The sequence below is a fragment of the Streptomyces sp. NPDC092369 genome (assembly GCF_044755245.1).
In the GTDB taxonomy this organism is placed as follows: domain Bacteria; phylum Actinomycetota; class Actinomycetes; order Streptomycetales; family Streptomycetaceae; genus Streptomyces.
This window is the reverse complement of sequence record NZ_JBIVQP010000008.1, coordinates 551899-569031: the sequence shown is the minus strand read 5'-3', so window position 1 is coordinate 569031 and position 17133 is coordinate 551899. Positions and strand designations below refer to the sequence as shown.

The window sequence follows — 17133 nt, the reverse complement described above, 5'->3', positions numbered from 1 at the left end:
ACATGACCGCGATCGACCTGAACGCCGACCTCGGCGAGGGCTTCGGCCACTGGCGGCTGACCGACGACGAGCAGTTGCTGTCCGTCGTCACCAGCGCCAACGTGGCCTGCGGATTCCACGCCGGGGACCCGGTCATCATGCGCCGGGTGTGCGAACTGGCCGCCGGGCGGGGGGTGCGGATCGGCGCCCAGGTCTCCTACCGGGATCTCGCGGGGTTCGGGCGGCGCGCGATGGACGTGCCGTCCGAGGAGCTCACGGCCGAAGTGGCGTACCAGATCGGCGCCCTGGAGGTCTTCGCGCGGGCGGCGGGCACGCGCGTGGCGTACGTCAAGCCGCACGGCGCGCTCTACAACCGAGCCGTGCACGACGAGGAGCAGGCCGGCGCGGTCGTGGCCGGCGTGCGCCTCGCCGACGCCACGCTGCCCGTGCTCGGCCTGCCCGGCTCCCGGCTGCTCGACCTGGCGGCCGAGGCCGGGCTCCCGACGGTCACCGAGGCGTTCGCCGACCGCGCGTACACCGATCAGGGCACGCTCGTGCCGCGCGGCGAGGAGGGCGCCGTGGTGACCGATCCGGCGGCGGTCGTGGAGCGCTCGGTGGGCCTGGCCCGCGATGGCGTGGTCACCTCTCGCTCCGGGAACCGGATCGACGTACGCGCGCGTTCTCTGTGCGTGCACGGGGACACGGCGGGGGCCGTCGAGCTGGCCCGGCAGGTTCGGGCGCGCCTGGAGTCGTCGGGCGTGCGGGTGGAGGCCTTCGTATGAGGGCGCTGCCCGTCGGCGACCACGCCCTGCTCGTCGAGGTGTCCTCCGGCGAGGAGGCGCAGGCGCTGCACGCGGAACTGCTGCGCCGCCGCGCGGAGGGCGCGCTGTCGGTCCGCGAGATCGTCCCCGCCGCCCGCACGGTCCTGCTCGACGGACTGGACGACCCGGCCCGCCTCGCCTCCGAACTGGCCGCGTCCGAGGTACCCCCCGCTCCCCCACGCGCGCGTGCGGCGATCGAGATCCCGGTGCGCTACGACGGCCCGGACCTGGCCGATGTCGCCGCGCTCTGGGGCGTCGACGAGCGGGAGGCGGTCCGCATCCACGCGGACACCGAATTCACCGTCGCCTTCTGCGGGTTCGCGCCCGGCTTCGGCTACCTGACGGGTCTGCCGCCGCGCTACGACGTCCCGCGCCGGGCGACGCCCCGTACGGCCGTCCCGGCGGGCTCGGTCGGGCTGGCAGGCGCGTACACGGGCGTGTACCCCCGCTCCTCGCCCGGCGGTTGGCAGCTGATCGGGCGCACCGACGTCGTCCTGTGGGACCACGCGCGCGTGCCGGCCGCGCTGCTGTCGCCGGGCACGCGCGTGCGGTTCGTCCCGGTGGGGCCCTGATGACGGACAGCGCGCTCTTCGTCGTACGGGCGGGGGCGCTCACGACCGTGCAGGACCGGGGGCGTCCGGGGCACGCCCACCTCGGCGTGCCCCATTCCGGCGCCCTGGACGCCCCGGCGGCGGCCCTCGCCAACCGGCTGGTCGGCAACCCGCCCGGCGCGGCCGTCCTGGAGACCACCGTCAACGGCTGTGCCGTACGCCCCCGTTCGACGGTGACCGTGGCCGTCACCGGCGCCCCGTGCGCGCTCAAGGTGGACGGTCGACCGGTCGCCTGGGGAGCGCCCGTGCCCGTGCCGGCCGGCGCGGTCCTGGAGGTGGGCACGGTGATCCGAGGTGTACGGAGCTACCTCGCGGTCCGCGGCGGCATCGCCGTGGAAGCGGTCCTCGGCAGCCGCTCCACCGACCTGCTCTCCGGCCTCGGCCCACCACCGCTCGCGGACGGCCAGGTGCTGCCCCTGGGCGATCCGCAGGGCCACTACGCACGCGTGGACGTCGCCCCGCAGCCGGCTCCCCCGGAGGAGTTGGTCCTGCGGGTGACTCCGGGGCCGCGCGACGACTGGTTCACCCCGGTCGCCGTACGCACCTTCACCTCGCGCACCTACCGGGTCTCCCCGTCCAGCAACCGCATCGGCCTCCGTACAGAAGGCCCCGCCCTGGAGCGCGCCCGGCCCGGTGAACTCCCCAGCGAGGGCATGGTCCTGGGCGCGGTCCAGGTCCCGCCCGACGGCAGTCCGGTCGTCTTCCTCGCCGACCATCCGACCACCGGTGGCTACCCGGTGATCGCGGTCGTCCACCCGGCCGACCTGCCACCCGCGGCCCAGGCGGCACCGGGCACACCGGTCCGCTTCGTGACCGTACGGAGGCGCTGAGCGGGGAGGCCAGGGTCGTCGTTCAGGCAGACCAGAGGCGACCCGCCGGTGCCCCTACGCGATGTCCGGCTGCCGTTGCTCCCCCACCGACAGCGCTGCCAGGGCCGACGACACGGCTGCCGCCGTCCGCAGGTCGAGGCGGGCGCTGGTGCCACGGGCGCGGTGGCGCATCTCGTCGGCGGCGAGCCTGAGGAGTTGCGGCAGCAGGTCGGTGCAGCGGCGGGCCACCCAGCCGGTGCCCGCGGTGGCCAGCCACAGCAGGCTCGCCGACGTGGTGGGGTCGGGGAACTCGGGCTCGGGCGAGGGCGCGGTGCCCGTCGCGAGGCCCGCCTCGGCCAGCAACGCGTGGAAGCGCAGCGCCAGTTGCCGGTGTCCCCGCTCGCCCGGGTGCAGCCGGTCCGCGCTCCACATCGCCCGGTCCATCAGCCAGGCGCCCTCGGCCGCGTGCAGATGGACCGCTCCGTACCGCTCGGAGAGCGCGTGGACCACGGTGTTGACCGCGCGTTGCCGCCGGGCCAGCGGACGCGCCAACGCGCCCGGCAGGTTGAGCGTGACGCCCGGGTCGGGCAGACAGGCCGTGAGCAGGACCGCGCCCCGCTCGGTGAACGCGGCGTACACCGTGTCGAGCCGTTCGGCGACGGCGTGGATGTCGAAGGTGCAGCGCAGGGTGTCGTTGACGCCGATGACCACCGAGACGACATCGGGGCGCAGGGCCAACGCGGCCGGCGTCTGCTGTTCCAGCACCTCCCGCGTCTGCGCCCCGCTGACGGCGAGGTTGGTGAACTCCACGGAGGTCGGGGCCTCAAGGGATTCCGTGGACTTCGTCGTCCCGTCCGCCTCCTCCGCCCCCACCCCGCGCTCGGCGAGCCCGTCGGCCAGCAGGGCCGCCCAGCCGCGCCACCCGTCGCCGACGGGATCGCCCACGCCCTCGGTGAGCGAGTCACCGAGGGCCACGAAACGCACCGTTCTCATGCCGCGCCCCCGGGCGCGTAAGGCCGTACCGGCACCGCCGCGTCGTGCGCGGCGAGGAAGGCGTCCACGGCCGTGTGCCAGCCGAAGCACTCCGCACGCGCGCGTGCGGCTTCCCGCCGTTGCCTCTCGGGCAGTTCGAGAAGCATGTCGACGGCGTCCGCGAAGGCGTCCCCGCGGTCGGCCGCGACGGCGCCGGCGGAGCCGATCACCTCCGGCAGCGCGGACGACGTGCTGACCACCACGGGCGTGCCGCAGGCCATGGCCTCCAGCGCGGCGAGCCCGAAGGTCTCGGCGGGCCCGGGCGCCAGGCACACGTCGGCCGAGGCCTGCAGCGCACCCAGCGCGTCCCGGTCCGAGACGTGTCCGAGAAAGGTCACGGGCAGCCTCCGCTCGCGCGCCCGCTCTTCGAGCCGCGTCCGCAGCGGCCCGTCCCCGGCGACCACCAGCACGGCCTTCCGGCCGCGCCGCAGCAGCGACTCCAGGGCGTCGAGGGCGGTGCCGGGCCGCTTCTCCACGGACATGCGGGTGCACGTCACGAGCAGCGTCTCGTCCACGCGCGCGTACCGCGCCCGCAGACCGAGGTCCCGCAGCGAGGGATGCCGCTCGACCAGATCGACGCCCAGGGGGGCGCGTACGACGTTGCGGGCGCCGATCCGGACGAACTCGCGCTCGGCGAACTCGGTGGTGCACACCACGCGCGAGTACGTGTGTGCCGTACGGACGTTGAGGGCGTCGGCGGCGCGCCGGGCCGCCGACTCGGACAGGCCCCAGGTGCGCAGGACGCCGTCGGCGGTCTCGTGGGAGACCATCACGGCGGGCACGCGCGCGCGTCGCGCCCACTTGCCGGTCCACCTCAGGGTCGTACGGTCGGACACCTCCAGGCGGTCGGGGGCCAGCTCCTCCAGGAGCCGGGCCACGCGCCGCTTGTCGGTCAGGACGCGGTAGCCGCCCGTGCCGGGCAGCAGCGGACCGGGCAGGGTGATCACGCGCCCCTGCTCGGTCTCACGGTCGTCTGCCCGCTCGCCGGGGACGATCAGTACGGGGTCGTGCCCGGCCTCCTTGAAGCCCTTGCCCAGCTCGCGCAGCGCGGTGCGCAGGCCGCCGGAGGAGGGGGCGACGAAGTTCGCGAGGCGCACGATGCGCAGGGAGCTCACGCCGCCACCACCGTCTTGCGCGCGGCCAGGACGGCCCCGTAGTGGTCGATCAGCTGGTCGCCGACGGCTGCCCAGGTGCGGCCCTCGACGGTGGTGCGCGCGGCGGCGCCGAAGGAGGTCCGCAGTCCGGGGTCGGCGGCCAGGGAGGCCACCGCCCGCGTCACGGCGTCCGCGTCGCGCGCTGGGACCAGGAACCCGGTGCGGCCGTGGTCGACCAGGTCGAGGGGACCGCCGACGGCGGGGGCGACCACGGGCACGCCGCTCGCCATGGCTTCCTGCACGGTCTGGCAGAAGGTCTCGAAGGGCCCGGTGTGCGCGAACACGTCCAGGGAGGCGTAGATCCTGGCGAGTTCATCGCCTGTGCGGCGACCTAGGAAGACGGCGCCGGGCAGCTGCTCCTGCAGATTCGGCAGGCTCGGTCCGTCGCCGGTCACCACGACCCGGACGCCGGGCAGAGCGCACACCCCGGCGAGCAGTTCGACCTGCTTCTCCGGTGCGAGCCGACCGACGTAGCCGACGATCAGCTCGCCGTTGGGGGCGAGTTCGCGTCGTATCGCCTCGTCGCGCAGGTCGGGGCGGAAGCGGACGGTGTCCACGCCTCGCTGCCACAGCCGCAGCCGGGGCACGCCGTGTGCCTCCAGGTCGTGCAGGGCGGCGCTGGAGGGGGCGAGGGTGAGGTCGGCGGCGGAGTGGACGGAGCGGATGCGACGCCAGGCCGCGGCCTCGCCCGCGCCCACATAGGTGCGGGCGTAGCCGGCGAGGTCGGTCTGGTAGACGGCGACGGCGGGGATACCGAGCCGGGCGGCGGCGGCCATGCCGCGGACGCCGAGGATGAAGGGGCTGGCCAGGTGGACCACGTCGGCACGGTGCTCGACGAGTGTGGCGGCGAGGCGTCGGCTGGGGAGGGCGACGCGCACCTGGGGGTAGCCGGGGAGCGGGAGGGAGGGGACATGGACGACGGGGCACGGCGCCGAGGCGTCGGGCCGGTTGCCGGGCGCGGGGGCCGGGGCGACGACGACGGGGGCGTGACCGCGATCTACGAGGTGCCGGGCGGTCTGGAGCGCGCAGTGGGCCACGCCGTTCACGTCGGGGGGAAAGGATTCGGTCACGATGACGACACGCATACCCGTGTTGTCGCCGCGCTGGACGTGGACGCGTCAAAGTGGATCTTTACGAAATGCAAACGTCCCATGAGCGTTGCACGCCACGCCCGAGCAGGTCGGACCGCGTCCACGCCCGGCTGACCCGCGGGTCACCTCTCGTTCATCCGGAGCCCGCGCCGATGCCCGTTCTCCCCGTGGGAGATGGCTCAAACGGCGGGTCCGTCCGGTCCGATCCGGCTGCGTACGGCGGTCTGGACCTCGGCCTCCTCGGCCGGGTCGGCGGCGAGTCTGCGCAGTTGCTCGACGACGCGGGTGTCACCGGTCTCGGCGTGCCGTGCGGCGATCTCCCGGGTGGTCTCCTCGCAGTCCCAGAGGCACTCCACGGCGAAGCCTGCGGGGAAGGAGGGATCGGTGGCGGCGAGGGCGCGGGCGGCGCGCCCGCGGAGCTGGGAGGAGGCGGTCTCGCGATAGATGTGGCGCAGGACGGGGGCGGCGCAGGCGATGCCGAGCCGGCCGGTGCCGTCGACGAGGGTCCACAGGGTCGGGGCGTCGGGGCCCTCGCCCCGTACGGCCTCGCGCAGGGCGCCCAGGACCAGGTCCCGGTCCTCGACGCCGCCCCGGCAGGCGAGCATGCGGCCCGCGGCGGCGCCCAGCGGATCGGGCCGGTGGGCCCAGCCGCGGGCACGGTCGACGGCGGCGACGCTGCGCATCCGTTCGAAGGCGGCGACGGCGGCCTCCACGACGGTCGACGCACCGGTGGTCACGGCCCGCTCGATCAGGTCGAACGCGTCGGGGTCGTTGCTGTCGGCCAGGTACCGCACGGCGGTGCAGCGGGCTCCGTCGGTACCGTCCACGGCGGCCGCAAGGATCTCGGGCCGGTCCTCGGGCCCGGCGACGGCCATGAGGCAGCGGGCGGCCGGGATGTGCAGCTCGGTGCCGCGTTCGAGGCCCTGCTGGGCCCATTCGAACACCGCCTGCACGCTCCACCCCGGACGGGGCCCGCCAGGTCGCATCTGCCGCTGCCAGCGGTCGAAGCACCCTGCCTCCTGTGCGGCACGCACGCGCGTGGCGACCGATTCGCGCGGATCCTCGGCCCACAACCGCCACGGCCGGGGCTCGAAGGCGTCGCGGACGACGGCGGCGAGTTCGGCCTCGCCCTCGGCGTCGGTGGCGAACCGGGCCAGCACGGGCGCGGCCAGGGCACGCAGCCCGGCGTCGTCGTCGCGCAGCGCCAGTTCGTCCAGGGCCCAGGCCCAGTTGGAGCCGGAGGCGGCGTACCTGCGCAGCAGTTCGAGCGCGTCCAGCCTGCCGTAGGAGGCGAGATGGCCGAGGACCGCGAGGGCCAGGCCGGTGCGTGACTCCTCGGTGTCGAAGACGTCCTCGACGTCGAAGAGGTGCGCCTCGATCTCGTCCAGCTCGCCGTTGAGGTCGAGGTAGAGACGGGCGTAGTACAGGGAGCGGTTCTCCGCCTGCCAGTCGTGGCGGGGATCACGCAGCACACAGTGGTTCAGAGCCGCGAGCGCCTCGGCGCGCGGTGCGGTGAGCGCGTGCAGCGTGCCGTCGCCACGGCCCCTCTGAAGGAGGCCGAGCAGGGTTCCGCTGGGCGCTATGACCGGTTCGAACATGGGAAACAGCCTCACATCAAGCGTCGACGCAACCGGGGAGCACGCATTACCTGGCCGCGTGACACAACGTCGGAGCGCCCGCCGTCTCTTGCTTGCTGTAGACCATCTTCCTCTGCCTCTCGTCGGTGGCCCATGCGGGCCGCATCACGGCCCGCGCGGTGCGGCATCACCTGCCCAGCCATCGCGTCCGTGAATCACGACGTCATGATGACCCGGCACTTCGGCCTGCCGCGACCGAAATTTCGGCGGCCTTGTACCGCCTCCCCCGTTGTCTGTGCCTTCGCTGGTCAGAGCATGCGGATCAGTGTGCGCCGAACAACTCGAGCAGTTCTGTCTTGCCGAACATCCGGGCCGTGTCGACGGCCGACGGAGTGCCCTCGGAGGGGTCGGCGCCACCTTCCAGGAGGGCTTCGATCACTTCCGTCTCCCCCTTGAAGACCGCTCCGGCGAGGGGGGTCTGTCCCCGGTCGTTGATCCGGCCGGCCTCCGCGCCCCGGGCGAGCAGCGCGCGTACCGCCTCCGCGTGCCCGTGGTAGGCGGCGAGCATCACGAGGGAGTCGCCGCGGTCGTTGGTGAGATCGGCCGGAACGCCCGCGTCGACGTACGCCACGAGCGCCTCGGTCTGCCCCTGTCGGGCCAGATCGAAGATCTTGGTCGCCAGCTCCACGACCTCGGGGTCGGGGGCTTCAGTCATCGGCCGGTCCGCCTCTCATACAACCGTTCAGGTGAATCGCCAGGGTACTGGCTCACGGCGTACATGACCCGAAGTGCCCGAGGTAAAGATCACGGCAGACCCGGTCGGACGCAAGTGCCCTGTTCAACGCCCCCGAAGCGCTCCGCCATCCGGGGGAAATTCGCCGAAATTCACCTAGTTGCACCTTTTATCGTATGGATACATCCTGTGAGCCTGGAAGTACTCATGGTGACTGTCCCCGCGAACCAGGAGATCCCAAATGATCCTGTCCATCTCAGGCGTGGTCCTTCTCGGCATCATCGTCTTCCTCTTCTTCCGCAAGGACGGCCTGAAGGCGTCCCACGCCATGGTGTCGGCCCTGTTCGGCTTCTACCTGGCGAGTACGGCGATCGCCCCGAGCATCAAGGCCGGCGGCGAGAGCCTGGCCGGTCTGCTCGGCGGCATCAAGTTCTGACGCCGTTCCCTCCGTCCGTACGCACCTTCAGGAGACAGCAGTGGCCCGGCGCCCCCTCCCCCGCATCCTGAGCACAGGCAGCACGCAGATCGCCCGGAGCCGGGAGCTGGCCCGGACGGCGGCCGACAGCGCCACCGATGTCCTCCATCCGCTGATCACGGTCTCCCGCGGTCTGCGCCGGCTGGCGGCGGCCGGGCGGCGCAGATGGGCCGACACCCCCAAGGACAGGCGCGGGCCGCTGCTGTTCCTGGTGGCGTCGGTGGTGCTGGTCGTGGCGCTGGTGCCGTACGGTCCGCTGCTCGCCGTCATCACCCTGATGGCGGCGGCAGCATGGCACGGCCGCGACCGCACCGAGCCGGAGCCCGACGGCCCGGACGAGTCGCAGACCCAGCGCCTCCAGTCCCTGTACGAGGCCCTGGTCCCGTACTTCTCGATCCCGGAGGACCCCGCCCCGCTCTTCGCCCACGGCGGCGAGTGGGAGAAGGCCTTCCCGGCCTACGAGTTCGACGGGTCGGGCCGTGTCACCCATCTCACGGTCCGCTACCCGGCGTACTTCACCGACGGCGAACCCGACTCCCGCGCGCGGATCGAGCAGTTGCTGCACGCCAAGTCGGGCCGCGGCCGCGAGTACCGCTTCGCCTGGGACGAGGAGGGCAACCAGCTCACCATCTCCGTCCTGTCCCCGCTGCCCACCGACATCGCCGCCCAGCGGTTCGTCACGGCACCGGGCGAGACGGTCCTCGGCTTCACCGACCCCTCAGAGGTCCAGCGCACGCTCCCGCTCACCCACGGCGAGGAGCGGCGTGACGTCCCCCCGGTCGTCTGGCGCACCGGCATCCGCTCCACCGAGCCGCACCTCCTGGTCCTCGGCCAGCCCGGCAGCGGCACCTCGACGCTGCTGCGCTCCATCGCCCTGCAGGCCCTTCAGTACGGCGATGTCCTGATCGTCGAGGGCGGCGGCACCGGCGAGTACGCGTGCCTGACCGGCCGCGACGGCGTGCTCGCGGTCGAGTGCGGGCTCGCCGGGGCGCTGGCCAGCCTGGAGTGGGCCGCCCACGAGACGGAGCGCCGGCTGATCGCGCTGAACCGCGCCCGGCAGGCGGGCCACCCGCCGCCGGACGACACCAAGCGCCCGCTGTGGATCCTCCTGGACCACCCGAGCGCCTTCACCCACCTCGCCGCCACCGACGCCCACAGGGACCCCCAGTCCCTGCTCCAGGTGCCGCTGCGGCACGGCCGCGCGGCGAATGTGACGGTGGTGGTGGCCGACCAGTTCGACAGCGCGGACGCGCTGAGCGAGCCGGTACGGCAGCACACCCGCGCGCGTGTGGTCCTCGGGCCGGCGACCGCCGGCCAGCTGGAAGCGGTCCTGGGCGCCCCGCCGCACACCACGCCGGTCACCCAGGTCCCGCCGGGCCGCGGCTACGCCCGCCTCGGCACGGGCCCGGTCCACCGCCTCCAGGTCCCGGCGACCCCGGACCCCTACGACGACGCGACGAGCGACGCCGACCGGCAGGCGGTGCTGGCGCTGCTGCCGCCGCGGACGACACCGGCGGACTCGGAGGCAGTGGAAGCGGCCCCGGAGCCGACGGCTGTGGAGTCCGTGCCCGCGGACATCATGGCGACGGAGGGCTCGTAGCGGATCGCCGGTCGGAGCCCCGGGTGACATTCGGTCGCCCGGGGCTCAGCCGTTTCGCACGCTCTAGGCCACGAACGTCCGGGGCGCCTCTCCCGTACCGGAGCCCCCGCTCTCGACCAGCTTCGCGGCGGCGGCGAGCCGTGTCGCCGCCTCGTCCGCGACCGCGCCCCCCACGGTGAACGGCAGTCGCACATACCCCTCGAAGGCGCCGTCGACCCCGAACCGGGGTCCCGACGGCACCCGCACCCCGACCCGCTCCCCCGCCTCGGCGATCCGCGAGCCCGACAGCCCGCCGGTGCGCACCCACAGCGTGAGTCCGCCCCGGGGCACCTCGAACTCCCAGCCCGGCAGCTCCCGTCGCACGGCCGCGACGAGGGCGTCCCGGTTCTCCCGCGCCTGACTGCGCCGGACCTGTACGGCCTGCTCCCAACCGCCGGTGCCGAAGAGCCAGTTCACGGCCAGTTGCTCCAGCACCGGCGTGCCCAGGTCGGCGTAGGCGCGGGCGGAGACCAGGCTGCGGATCACGTCCGGAGCGGCCCGCACCCAGCCGATGCGCAGTCCCGCCCAGAACGCCTTGCTGGCCGAGCCGACGGTGATCACCGCGGATCCCGCGGGATCGAAGGCGCAGACAGGCCGCGGCATCTCGACGTCGTCCAGCCACAGTTCGGTCATCGTCTCGTCGGCGATCAGCACCGTCCCCGCGGAACGGGCCGCCTCCACGAGCTTGCGGCGCTGGTCGTCGTCGGCGAGCGCGCCGGTCGGGTTGTGGAAGTCGGCGACGATGTACGCGATGCGCGGCGCGGCCTCGCGCAGCACCTGCCGCCAGCGGTCCAGGTCCCAGCCGGTCAGCCCCTCGGCCATCGCGACCGGCACCAGGCGCGCCCCCGCCTCCCGCATCAGCTGAAGGATGTTGGCGTACGACGGCGACTCGACGGCTACGCGTTCGCCGCGGCCGGCGAAGAGGTGGCAGATCGCGTCGATGGCGCCCATGGCTCCCGTGGTGACCATGATCTGCTCGGGCATCGTCGGGATCCCGCGCGCGGTGTACCGATCGGCGATCATCGCGCGCAGCGCGGGCAGCCCGGCCGGATAGTCGCCGTGCGTGTGGGCGTACGGAGGCAGCTCCTCCAGAGCGCCCTGGACGGCCCGGGTCAGCCACGGGTCGGGGGCGGGCAGGGCCGCGCAGCCCAGGTCGATGAGGGAGCCGAGCGCCTCGGGCGGCAGCGGCTCCAGCCCGCGCGCGGGGAGCGGGTTTCCGGCCGGCACGGCGGTCCAACTGCCCGCACCGCGCCGGGACTCCAGGAATCCCTCGGCACGCAACGCCTCGTAGGCCGCCGCGACCGTCGTACGGCTGACGGACAGGGCCAGCGCCAACTCGCGCTCGGCGGGCAGCCTGGCGGCCACCGGCACCCGGCCCTCAAGCACCAGCAGCCGTACGCCGTCGGCCAGCGCCCGGTAGGCCGGGGGCCGGCGGGTGCCGGGGCCCGCGGGGCGGTCCTGCTGGGAGTTGAGCAGCCGGGCGAGCTGGGCCGCGCCCATCGCCGAGGTCCACTGCGCCATGGAAACCAGTCCACCTTCCTCGAATTGGCCATGGATGATGTCCCCACCCAAGCCACAGGGTGACACGAAGCAGGCCACTAGGACCACTGGAGGATCCCCTTGTCCACGACGAGCCGTCTCCCGAGACGGTTGATCCAGCTGTACGTCGGGCTCGCCCTGTACGGGGCCAGCTCCGCGCTTCTCGTGGTGGCGGGCCTGGGTCTCGAACCCTGGAACGTGCTGCACCAGGGCCTCGCCGAGCTCACCGGCCTGACGATCGGTGTGGTGTCGATCATCGTCGGCGCGGCCGTGCTGCTCCTGTGGATCCCGCTGCGCCAGCGACCGGGCCTCGGCACCGTCTCCAACGTCTTCGTGGTCGGCGTCGCCATGGACGGCACGCTGGCCCTCGTCCCCGACGCGCACTCCCTGGCCGTACGGATCCCCCTGATGCTGACGGCCGTCCTGCTCAACGGCGCGGCCACCGGCCTCTACATCGCCGCCCGCCTCGGCCCGGGCCCGCGGGACGGCCTGATGACCGGACTGCACCGGCGTACCGGCCGCTCGATCCGGCTGCTGCGGACGGGAATCGAGATCGTGGTCGTCGCGACCGGCTTCGTCCTCGGTGGCACCGTCGGCATCGGCACGGTCCTGTACGCGGTGTCGATCGGACCGCTCGCCCAGCTCTTCCTGCGGTTGTTCGACGTTCCCTCGGCATCCGGCGGCAGCACGGTGGTTGCCGGCGTGCAACCGCGGCGGGCGATACTGCGTCGGTGAGCACGCCGATACGCCACCCCTACCTCGACCACCCCGGCCCGATCCCCTTCGCCCACCGGGGCGGGGCGGCGGACGGTCTGGAGAACACCGCGCTGCAGTTCCGGCGGGCGGTGAAGACGGGCTACCGCTATCTGGAGACCGACGTGCACGCCACGGCGGACGGCAAGCTGGTCGCCTTCCACGACGCGACGCTGGACCGGGTGACCGACGGCGGCGGACGCATCGGCGACCTGATGTGGAAGGACGTCAGCCACGCGCGCGTGGCGGGCAAGGAACCCGTGCCGCTCTTCGAGGAGCTCCTGGAGGCCTTCCCGGAGGCGCGCTGGAACGTGGACCTCAAGGCCGAGGCCTCCTTGCACCCCTTCCTGGAGCTGATCGAACGCACGAACACGTGGGACCGCGTCTGCGTCGGCTCCTTCTCCGAGGCGCGCGTGATCCGGGCCCAGCGGCTGGCCGGGCCGCGCCTGGCGACGTCGTACGGCACGCGCGGGGTGCTCAATCTGCGGCTGCGCTCCTGGGGCGTCCCCGCCGCGCCGCGCCGCTCCGCGATCGCCGCCCAGGTGCCCGAGGCCCAGTCCGGCGTCCAGGTCGTCGACCGGCGCTTCGTCCGCACCGCCCACGCGCGCGGGCTGCAGGTGCACGTGTGGACCGTCAACGAACCCGATCGCATGCACCGGCTCCTGGACCTGGGAGTGGATGGCATCATGACCGATCACATCGACACGTTGCGCAAGGTCATGGAAGAGCGTGGCGTCTGGGCCTGAGGCCCTGGACCACCCCGCCGAGCCTTCGCACCTCAGCGGGGAAGCGAGGGCACGGGTGAGCGCCGACACCGTGCGGGCGGAAGCCTTCGACCGGCAGCGCGAGCAGCGCGGCTGGTACTTCTACGACTGGGCCTGCTCGGTCTACTCGACGAGCGTGCTCACCGTGTTCCTCGGCCCCTATCTGACGTCGGTCGCCAAGGACGCGGCGGACGCGGACGGGTTCGTGCATCCGCTGGGGATACCGGTGCGCGCCGGGTCCTTCTTCGCGTACTCGGTGTCCCTGTCGGTGATCGTGGCCGTGCTGGTGATGCCCCTGGTGGGCGCGGCGGCCGACCGTTCGGGGCGCAAGAAGCCGCTGCTCGGGACGGCGGCCTACGTGGGCGCGGCGGCGACCACCGGCATGTTCTTCCTGGACGGCGACCGCTATCTGCTCGGCGGGCTGCTGCTGATCGTCGCGAACGCGGCGCAGTCCGTGGCGATGATGCTCTACAACTCCTACCTGCCCCAGATCGCCTCGCCCGAGGAGCGCGACGCGGTCTCCTCCCGGGGCTGGGCCTTCGGCTACGCGGCCGGCTCACTGGTGCTGATCGCCAACCTGGTGCTCTATCTGGCGCACGACACCTTCGGCGTCTCCGAGACCACGGCCGTCCGGATCTGCCTGGCCTCGGCCGGCCTGTGGTGGGGTGCCTTCACGCTCATCCCGTTGAGCCGGTTGCGCGACCGCCGCTGCGGACCACGCACCGAACCGACCGCCCCGGGATTCCGCCAACTGGCCGCCACGGTCCGCCACATGCGCCGCCATCCGCTGACCCTCTCCTTCCTGCTGGCCTACCTCGTCTACAACGACGGCATCCAGACCGTGATCTCCCAGGCCTCGGTCTACGGCTCCGAGGAACTCGGCCTCGGCCAGTCCACGCTCATCGCCGCGGTCCTGCTGGTCCAGGTGCTCGCGGTCGTGGGCGCGCTGGGCATGGGACGACTCGCCCGGACGTACGGCGCCAAACGCACGATCCTCGGCTCGCTGGTGGCGTGGACGGTGACGCTGGCGGCCGGGTACTTCCTGCCGGCCGGCGCGCCGGTGTGGTTCTTCGTCCTCGCGGCCGGCATCGGCCTCGTCCTGGGCGGCAGCCAGGCCCTGTCCCGCTCCCTGTTCTCGCATCTCGTCCCGCCGGGCAAGGAGGCCGAGTACTTCTCGGCGTACGAGATGAGCGACCGGGGCATGAGCTGGTTGGGCCCTCTTCTGTTCGGGATCACCTACCAGCTGACGGGAAGTTATCGCGACGCGATCATCTCCCTGGTGGCCTTCTTCGTCATCGGGTTCGTGCTGCTCGCACGGGTCCCGGTACGGCGGGCGATCGGCGACGCGGGCAATCCTGTTCCCGAGCGGATTTAGCGTTCGACGCGAAAGGGCGGTAGTGTACGCGTTTGGCCTGCCAGGCGTACCGTTACTGCGCGTCAAAGATGCCGAAACGCTGGGTGACATCTGCTAGCAGATGTGACAAACAGGGCACTGGTGGGTACAACAAGGGGCGACTACGACGGTGACGCATGACCCGGAACGGGACCCGGAACGGGAATCTTTACCGCCGACCGGACGTTGACCGGATGACGACGACAGCGACACCTGTCCTGTGGGCGACAAGCCCGGGAGGCACGATTCATGAGTGAGCGAGCTCTTCGCGGCACGCGCCTCGTGGTGACCAGCTACGAGACGGACCGCGGCATCGACCTGGCCCCGCGCCAGGCCGTGGAGTACGCATGCGAGAAGGGGCACCGCTTCGAGATGCCCTTCTCGGTCGAGGCGGAGATCCCGCCGGAGTGGGAGTGCAAGGTCTGCGGGGCCCAAGCTCTCCTCGTCGACGGCGACGGCCCTGAAGAGAAGAAGGCCAAGCCCGCGCGTACGCACTGGGACATGCTGATGGAACGGCGCACCCGAGAGGAGCTCGAAGAGGTCCTCGAGGAGCGTCTGGCCGTTCTCCGATCCGGCGCGATGAATATCGCGGTACACCCCAGGGACAGCCGCAAGTCGGCGTAGTCCCTACGGGTTCGAGCGGGGAACACAAGCGCACGTAAGTTAGTGACTGAGGGCGCCGTACGCGAAGTCTGCGTACGGCGCCCTCAGTCTGTGTTCAGGTGGGAGGGTTCGAGCGCTTCGCCCCGACCCCCACAAGAGGCGCTCAGCCGGTCAGCGGGCGCCTCGGGCCCTGCTCCGACGAAGAGTCGTTTGGCTCGTCGCGGATGACCTCGCCCTGGACCACCTTGCCGTCGGGGCGGTGGATGCGGGCCTGCGTGAAGGCGTCGCCCAGACCTCCCGCACCGGCCGCGCTCAGCTTGCGTTCGACCGTGCGCTCCGCCAGGCGGCTCAGGGCCTTCTGGACCGGGGGGATCAGCAGGAGCAGACCCACCGCGTCCGAGATCAGGCCGGGGATCATCAGGAGCAGGCCGCCGAGCATCATCAGGCCGTTGCCGCCGCCGCTGGCCGGGGCGGTGCCCCGCTGGACGGCCTCGTTCAGGTTCTGGAAGGCCCGTCGGCCCGCCTTCTTGATCACCGCAGAGCCGACCACGAAGCCGGCGGCCAGCAGCAGGAAGACGATGAACCCGCTGGAGGCGCCCGCGACCACGGTCAGCAGCCAGATCTCCAGCACCAGCCAGACGGCGACGCCCAGCGGCAGGTAGGTCCGCAGCCGCGATCGCCGGGGCCGGGCCGGATGGATGGGGGTCTGCGCACCAGTCGTCATGCATCCAGTGTGCCTGGACCCGGCTCAGTACGGGATAAGTGGATGATCAACCGAGCCTGTGAAGCCGTACGCCGTGCCTACCTGCCCGGTCGTGCGGCCGTCAGGGCTGCTTCTTGTCGCGTCCCAGCACCTTGCCGACCCGCTCCGTCGCGCCCCACGCGGTGACGCGCCACAGCGCCTCCACGAGGATGTCCCGGCTCATCTTGGAGTCGCCCAGTTCACGCTCGACGAACGTGATGGGGACCTCCACGACGTGATAGCCGGCCTTGACCGCGCGGCGGGCCAGGTCGACCTGGAAGCAGTAGCCCTGGGAGGAGACCTCGTCGAGGCCGAGACCTTCGAGGGTCTCGCGGCGGAAGGCACGGTAGCCGCCGGTGATGTCGCGCAGCGGCAGGTCCAGGGCGAGCCGCGAGTAGAGGCTGCCGCCGCGGGAAATGGCCTCGCGGCTCTTGGGCCAGTTCACGACCCGGCCGCCCGGCACCCAGCGGGAGCCGAGCACGAGGTCGGCGCCCTTGAGTGCGGTGAGCAGCCGGGGCAGCTCCTCGGGCTGGTGGGAGCCGTCGGCGTCCATCTCGACCAGCACGCCGTAGCCGTGCTCCAGACCCCAGCGGAAGCCCGCGAGGTAGGCGGCGCCGAGGCCTTCCTTGCCCTTGCGGTGCAGCACGTGGACCTGGTCGTCCACGGCGGCCAGCTCGTCGGCGAGCTTGCCGGTGCCGTCGGGGCTGTTGTCGTCGGCCACGAGGACGTGCGCCTCGGGGACCGCGGCACGCACCCGGCCGACGATCGCCTTGATGTTCTCCGCCTCGTTGTAGGTCGGGATGATCACCAAGGCGGTGCCGAGCGGCCCGAACTGCCTCCCCCGGTCCGATGCCGCGAGGGTCCCGTCGCCGTCGTTCACTACTGCCCCTTCGTGTCCGTACGCAGACATCCACCATAGTGGCCGCCGCCTGCGATGACGTGACAGAACGTTCGTATGGCAGTGTCGTTTCCACAAAAGCTGGGTAAGCATGGGCTTTTCGGGTTTTTTGTCAGCTGTGGATTCCCTGCGAACTGCGGATGGGGGCCCGGCGCCCTTCGGGCCGACCTGGGGCCCGCTGGCTGCGGGTCGACCGAAAGCCGTTGTCTACTGAGCGTCCGGGCCCCACCCGGGTCACACCTCCCCGACCGGCCGGAACGTTCCCTCGCTGCGGCGCGGGCACTGAGCCTGGCTCCCAGTGGCGGTGCCCCGGTGCGGCACACCGTCCCTGACCCAGCGGCGCCGCGACGAGTGCGCGGACGTTCCCCGGTCGGGCGTCCGGTGGTGGACTCGGCCGAACCTACCGGCCCGTTGCCGCCGCCTGTCAACAGCCGTCTGACCTGCTGTTACTCCGCTGATGGCCTGGTCAGGGCAGAGGATGCGCAGGTCGCGCGTCGAGGCGGCGGCCCAAGATCCGAGC

The 17133-nt window shown here is 72.5% G+C and carries 17 protein-coding genes; 9 read left to right on the top strand and 8 right to left on the bottom strand.

All coding sequences use genetic code 11. The features are described from left to right. The first annotated feature begins 2 nt into the window (after positions 1 to 2). The 3 genes from ACIQI8_RS40575 to ACIQI8_RS40565 are packed head-to-tail and all read left to right on the top strand — an operon-like array spanning position 3 to position 2241. A complete protein-coding gene (locus ACIQI8_RS40575) occupies positions 3 to 761 on the top strand; it encodes a LamB/YcsF family protein (protein WP_402362645.1) in 759 nt (252 codons plus the stop codon). Further along, positions 758 to 1372 carry a 5-oxoprolinase subunit PxpB gene (gene pxpB / locus ACIQI8_RS40570; protein ID WP_402362642.1) on the top strand — a complete coding sequence of 205 codons (615 nt, stop codon included), beginning with the start codon at positions 758 to 760 and terminating at the stop codon, positions 1370 to 1372. The genes ACIQI8_RS40575 and pxpB overlap by 4 nt, the downstream gene beginning before the upstream one ends. After that, positions 1372 to 2241 carry a biotin-dependent carboxyltransferase family protein gene (locus tag ACIQI8_RS40565; RefSeq protein ID WP_402362640.1) on the top strand — a complete coding sequence of 290 codons (870 nt, stop codon included), beginning with the start codon at positions 1372 to 1374 and terminating at the stop codon, positions 2239 to 2241. Before pxpB ends, ACIQI8_RS40565 begins: the two co-directional genes overlap by 1 nt. Before the next feature lie 54 nt (positions 2242 to 2295). On the opposite strand, the gene ACIQI8_RS40560 is transcribed toward ACIQI8_RS40565, so the two are convergent. From ACIQI8_RS40560 to ACIQI8_RS40540, 5 genes are all read right to left on the bottom strand, one after another. Continuing rightward, positions 2296 to 3213: an SGNH/GDSL hydrolase family protein gene (locus ACIQI8_RS40560; protein ID WP_402362637.1), complete on the bottom strand. Its 918-nt coding sequence runs from the start codon at positions 3211 to 3213 to the stop codon at positions 2296 to 2298. After that, positions 3210 to 4367, bottom strand: a complete 1158-nt coding sequence (locus tag ACIQI8_RS40555; RefSeq protein WP_402362634.1) for a glycosyltransferase — start codon at positions 4365 to 4367, stop codon at positions 3210 to 3212. The genes ACIQI8_RS40560 and ACIQI8_RS40555 overlap by 4 nt, the downstream gene beginning before the upstream one ends. Beyond that, the gene (locus tag ACIQI8_RS40550) at positions 4364 to 5491 is read right to left on the bottom strand and encodes a glycosyltransferase family 4 protein (RefSeq protein ID WP_402362631.1); all 1128 of its coding nucleotides are present in this window, start codon (positions 5489 to 5491) and stop codon (positions 4364 to 4366) included. The genes ACIQI8_RS40555 and ACIQI8_RS40550 overlap by 4 nt, the downstream gene beginning before the upstream one ends. Before the next feature lie 185 nt (positions 5492 to 5676). Next, entirely contained in the window at positions 5677 to 7095 is a 1419-nt protein-coding gene (locus ACIQI8_RS40545) for a HEAT repeat domain-containing protein (RefSeq protein ID WP_402362628.1), read from the bottom strand. A 301-nt stretch (positions 7096 to 7396) separates the two neighbouring features. Then, positions 7397 to 7789, bottom strand: a complete 393-nt coding sequence (locus tag ACIQI8_RS40540) for an ankyrin repeat domain-containing protein (RefSeq protein WP_124002926.1) — start codon at positions 7787 to 7789, stop codon at positions 7397 to 7399. Between the two features lie 259 nt (positions 7790 to 8048). Here ACIQI8_RS40540 and ACIQI8_RS40535 point away from each other — a divergent pair, with 259 nt between their 5' ends. Continuing rightward, the gene (locus ACIQI8_RS40535) at positions 8049 to 8243 is read left to right on the top strand and encodes a hypothetical protein (RefSeq protein ID WP_121404479.1); all 195 of its coding nucleotides are present in this window, start codon (positions 8049 to 8051) and stop codon (positions 8241 to 8243) included. A gap of 40 nt (positions 8244 to 8283) precedes the next feature. Continuing rightward, positions 8284 to 9882: an ATP-binding protein gene (locus ACIQI8_RS40530; protein ID WP_402362624.1), complete on the top strand. Its 1599-nt coding sequence runs from the start codon at positions 8284 to 8286 to the stop codon at positions 9880 to 9882. A gap of 63 nt (positions 9883 to 9945) precedes the next feature. On the opposite strand, the gene ACIQI8_RS40525 is transcribed toward ACIQI8_RS40530, so the two are convergent. Beyond that, positions 9946 to 11442: a PLP-dependent aminotransferase family protein gene (locus ACIQI8_RS40525; RefSeq protein WP_402362621.1), complete on the bottom strand. Its 1497-nt coding sequence runs from the start codon at positions 11440 to 11442 to the stop codon at positions 9946 to 9948. A gap of 99 nt (positions 11443 to 11541) precedes the next feature. Between ACIQI8_RS40525 and ACIQI8_RS40520 the strand changes: the two genes are divergently transcribed. From ACIQI8_RS40520 to ACIQI8_RS40505, 4 genes are all read left to right on the top strand, one after another. Continuing rightward, positions 11542 to 12195, top strand: a complete 654-nt coding sequence (locus ACIQI8_RS40520; protein WP_402362618.1) for a YitT family protein — start codon at positions 11542 to 11544, stop codon at positions 12193 to 12195. Continuing rightward, positions 12192 to 12959 carry a glycerophosphodiester phosphodiesterase gene (locus ACIQI8_RS40515; RefSeq protein WP_402362615.1) on the top strand — a complete coding sequence of 256 codons (768 nt, stop codon included), beginning with the start codon at positions 12192 to 12194 and terminating at the stop codon, positions 12957 to 12959. Before ACIQI8_RS40520 ends, ACIQI8_RS40515 begins: the two co-directional genes overlap by 4 nt. Before the next feature lie 55 nt (positions 12960 to 13014). Further along, positions 13015 to 14352 carry an MFS transporter gene (locus tag ACIQI8_RS40510; RefSeq protein ID WP_402362612.1) on the top strand — a complete coding sequence of 446 codons (1338 nt, stop codon included), beginning with the start codon at positions 13015 to 13017 and terminating at the stop codon, positions 14350 to 14352. 267 nt (positions 14353 to 14619) lie between these two features. Beyond that, complete coding sequence (locus ACIQI8_RS40505; protein WP_003977404.1) at positions 14620 to 14994, top strand: RNA polymerase-binding protein RbpA; 375 nt, start codon at positions 14620 to 14622, stop codon at positions 14992 to 14994. A 142-nt stretch (positions 14995 to 15136) separates the two neighbouring features. On the opposite strand, the gene fxsA is transcribed toward ACIQI8_RS40505, so the two are convergent. Continuing rightward, positions 15137 to 15697 (bottom strand): FxsA family membrane protein, encoded by a 561-nt coding sequence (fxsA, locus tag ACIQI8_RS40500; RefSeq protein WP_402362610.1) that lies wholly within the window; start codon positions 15695 to 15697, stop codon positions 15137 to 15139. Positions 15698 to 15797: 100 nt separating this feature from the next. After that, on the bottom strand, positions 15798 to 16595 hold the full coding sequence (locus ACIQI8_RS40495) for a polyprenol monophosphomannose synthase (protein WP_402362607.1): 798 nt from the start codon (positions 16593 to 16595) through the stop codon (positions 15798 to 15800). Positions 16596 to 17133 lie beyond the last annotated feature (538 nt).

Bases quoted from the DNA above. Each gene is read 5' to 3' on its own strand.
- ACIQI8_RS40575 (WP_402362645.1), top strand. From the start codon at position 3: ATGACCGCGATCGACCTGAACGCCGACCTCGGCGAGGGCTTCGGCCAC.
- pxpB (WP_402362642.1), top strand. From the start codon at position 758: ATGAGGGCGCTGCCCGTCGGCGACCACGCCCTGCTCGTCGAGGTGTCC.
- ACIQI8_RS40565 (WP_402362640.1), top strand. From the start codon at position 1,372: ATGACGGACAGCGCGCTCTTCGTCGTACGGGCGGGGGCGCTCACGACC.
- ACIQI8_RS40560 (WP_402362637.1), bottom strand. From the start codon at position 3,213: ATGAGAACGGTGCGTTTCGTGGCCCTCGGTGACTCGCTCACCGAGGGC.
- ACIQI8_RS40550 (WP_402362631.1), bottom strand. From the start codon at position 5,491: ATGCGTGTCGTCATCGTGACCGAATCCTTTCCCCCCGACGTGAACGGC.
- ACIQI8_RS40545 (WP_402362628.1), bottom strand. From the start codon at position 7,095: ATGTTCGAACCGGTCATAGCGCCCAGCGGAACCCTGCTCGGCCTCCTT.
- ACIQI8_RS40540 (WP_124002926.1), bottom strand. From the start codon at position 7,789: ATGACTGAAGCCCCCGACCCCGAGGTCGTGGAGCTGGCGACCAAGATC.
- ACIQI8_RS40535 (WP_121404479.1), top strand. From the start codon at position 8,049: ATGATCCTGTCCATCTCAGGCGTGGTCCTTCTCGGCATCATCGTCTTC.
- ACIQI8_RS40525 (WP_402362621.1), bottom strand. From the start codon at position 11,442: ATGGCGCAGTGGACCTCGGCGATGGGCGCGGCCCAGCTCGCCCGGCTG.
- ACIQI8_RS40505 (WP_003977404.1), top strand. From the start codon at position 14,620: ATGAGTGAGCGAGCTCTTCGCGGCACGCGCCTCGTGGTGACCAGCTAC.
- fxsA (WP_402362610.1), bottom strand. From the start codon at position 15,697: ATGACGACTGGTGCGCAGACCCCCATCCATCCGGCCCGGCCCCGGCGA.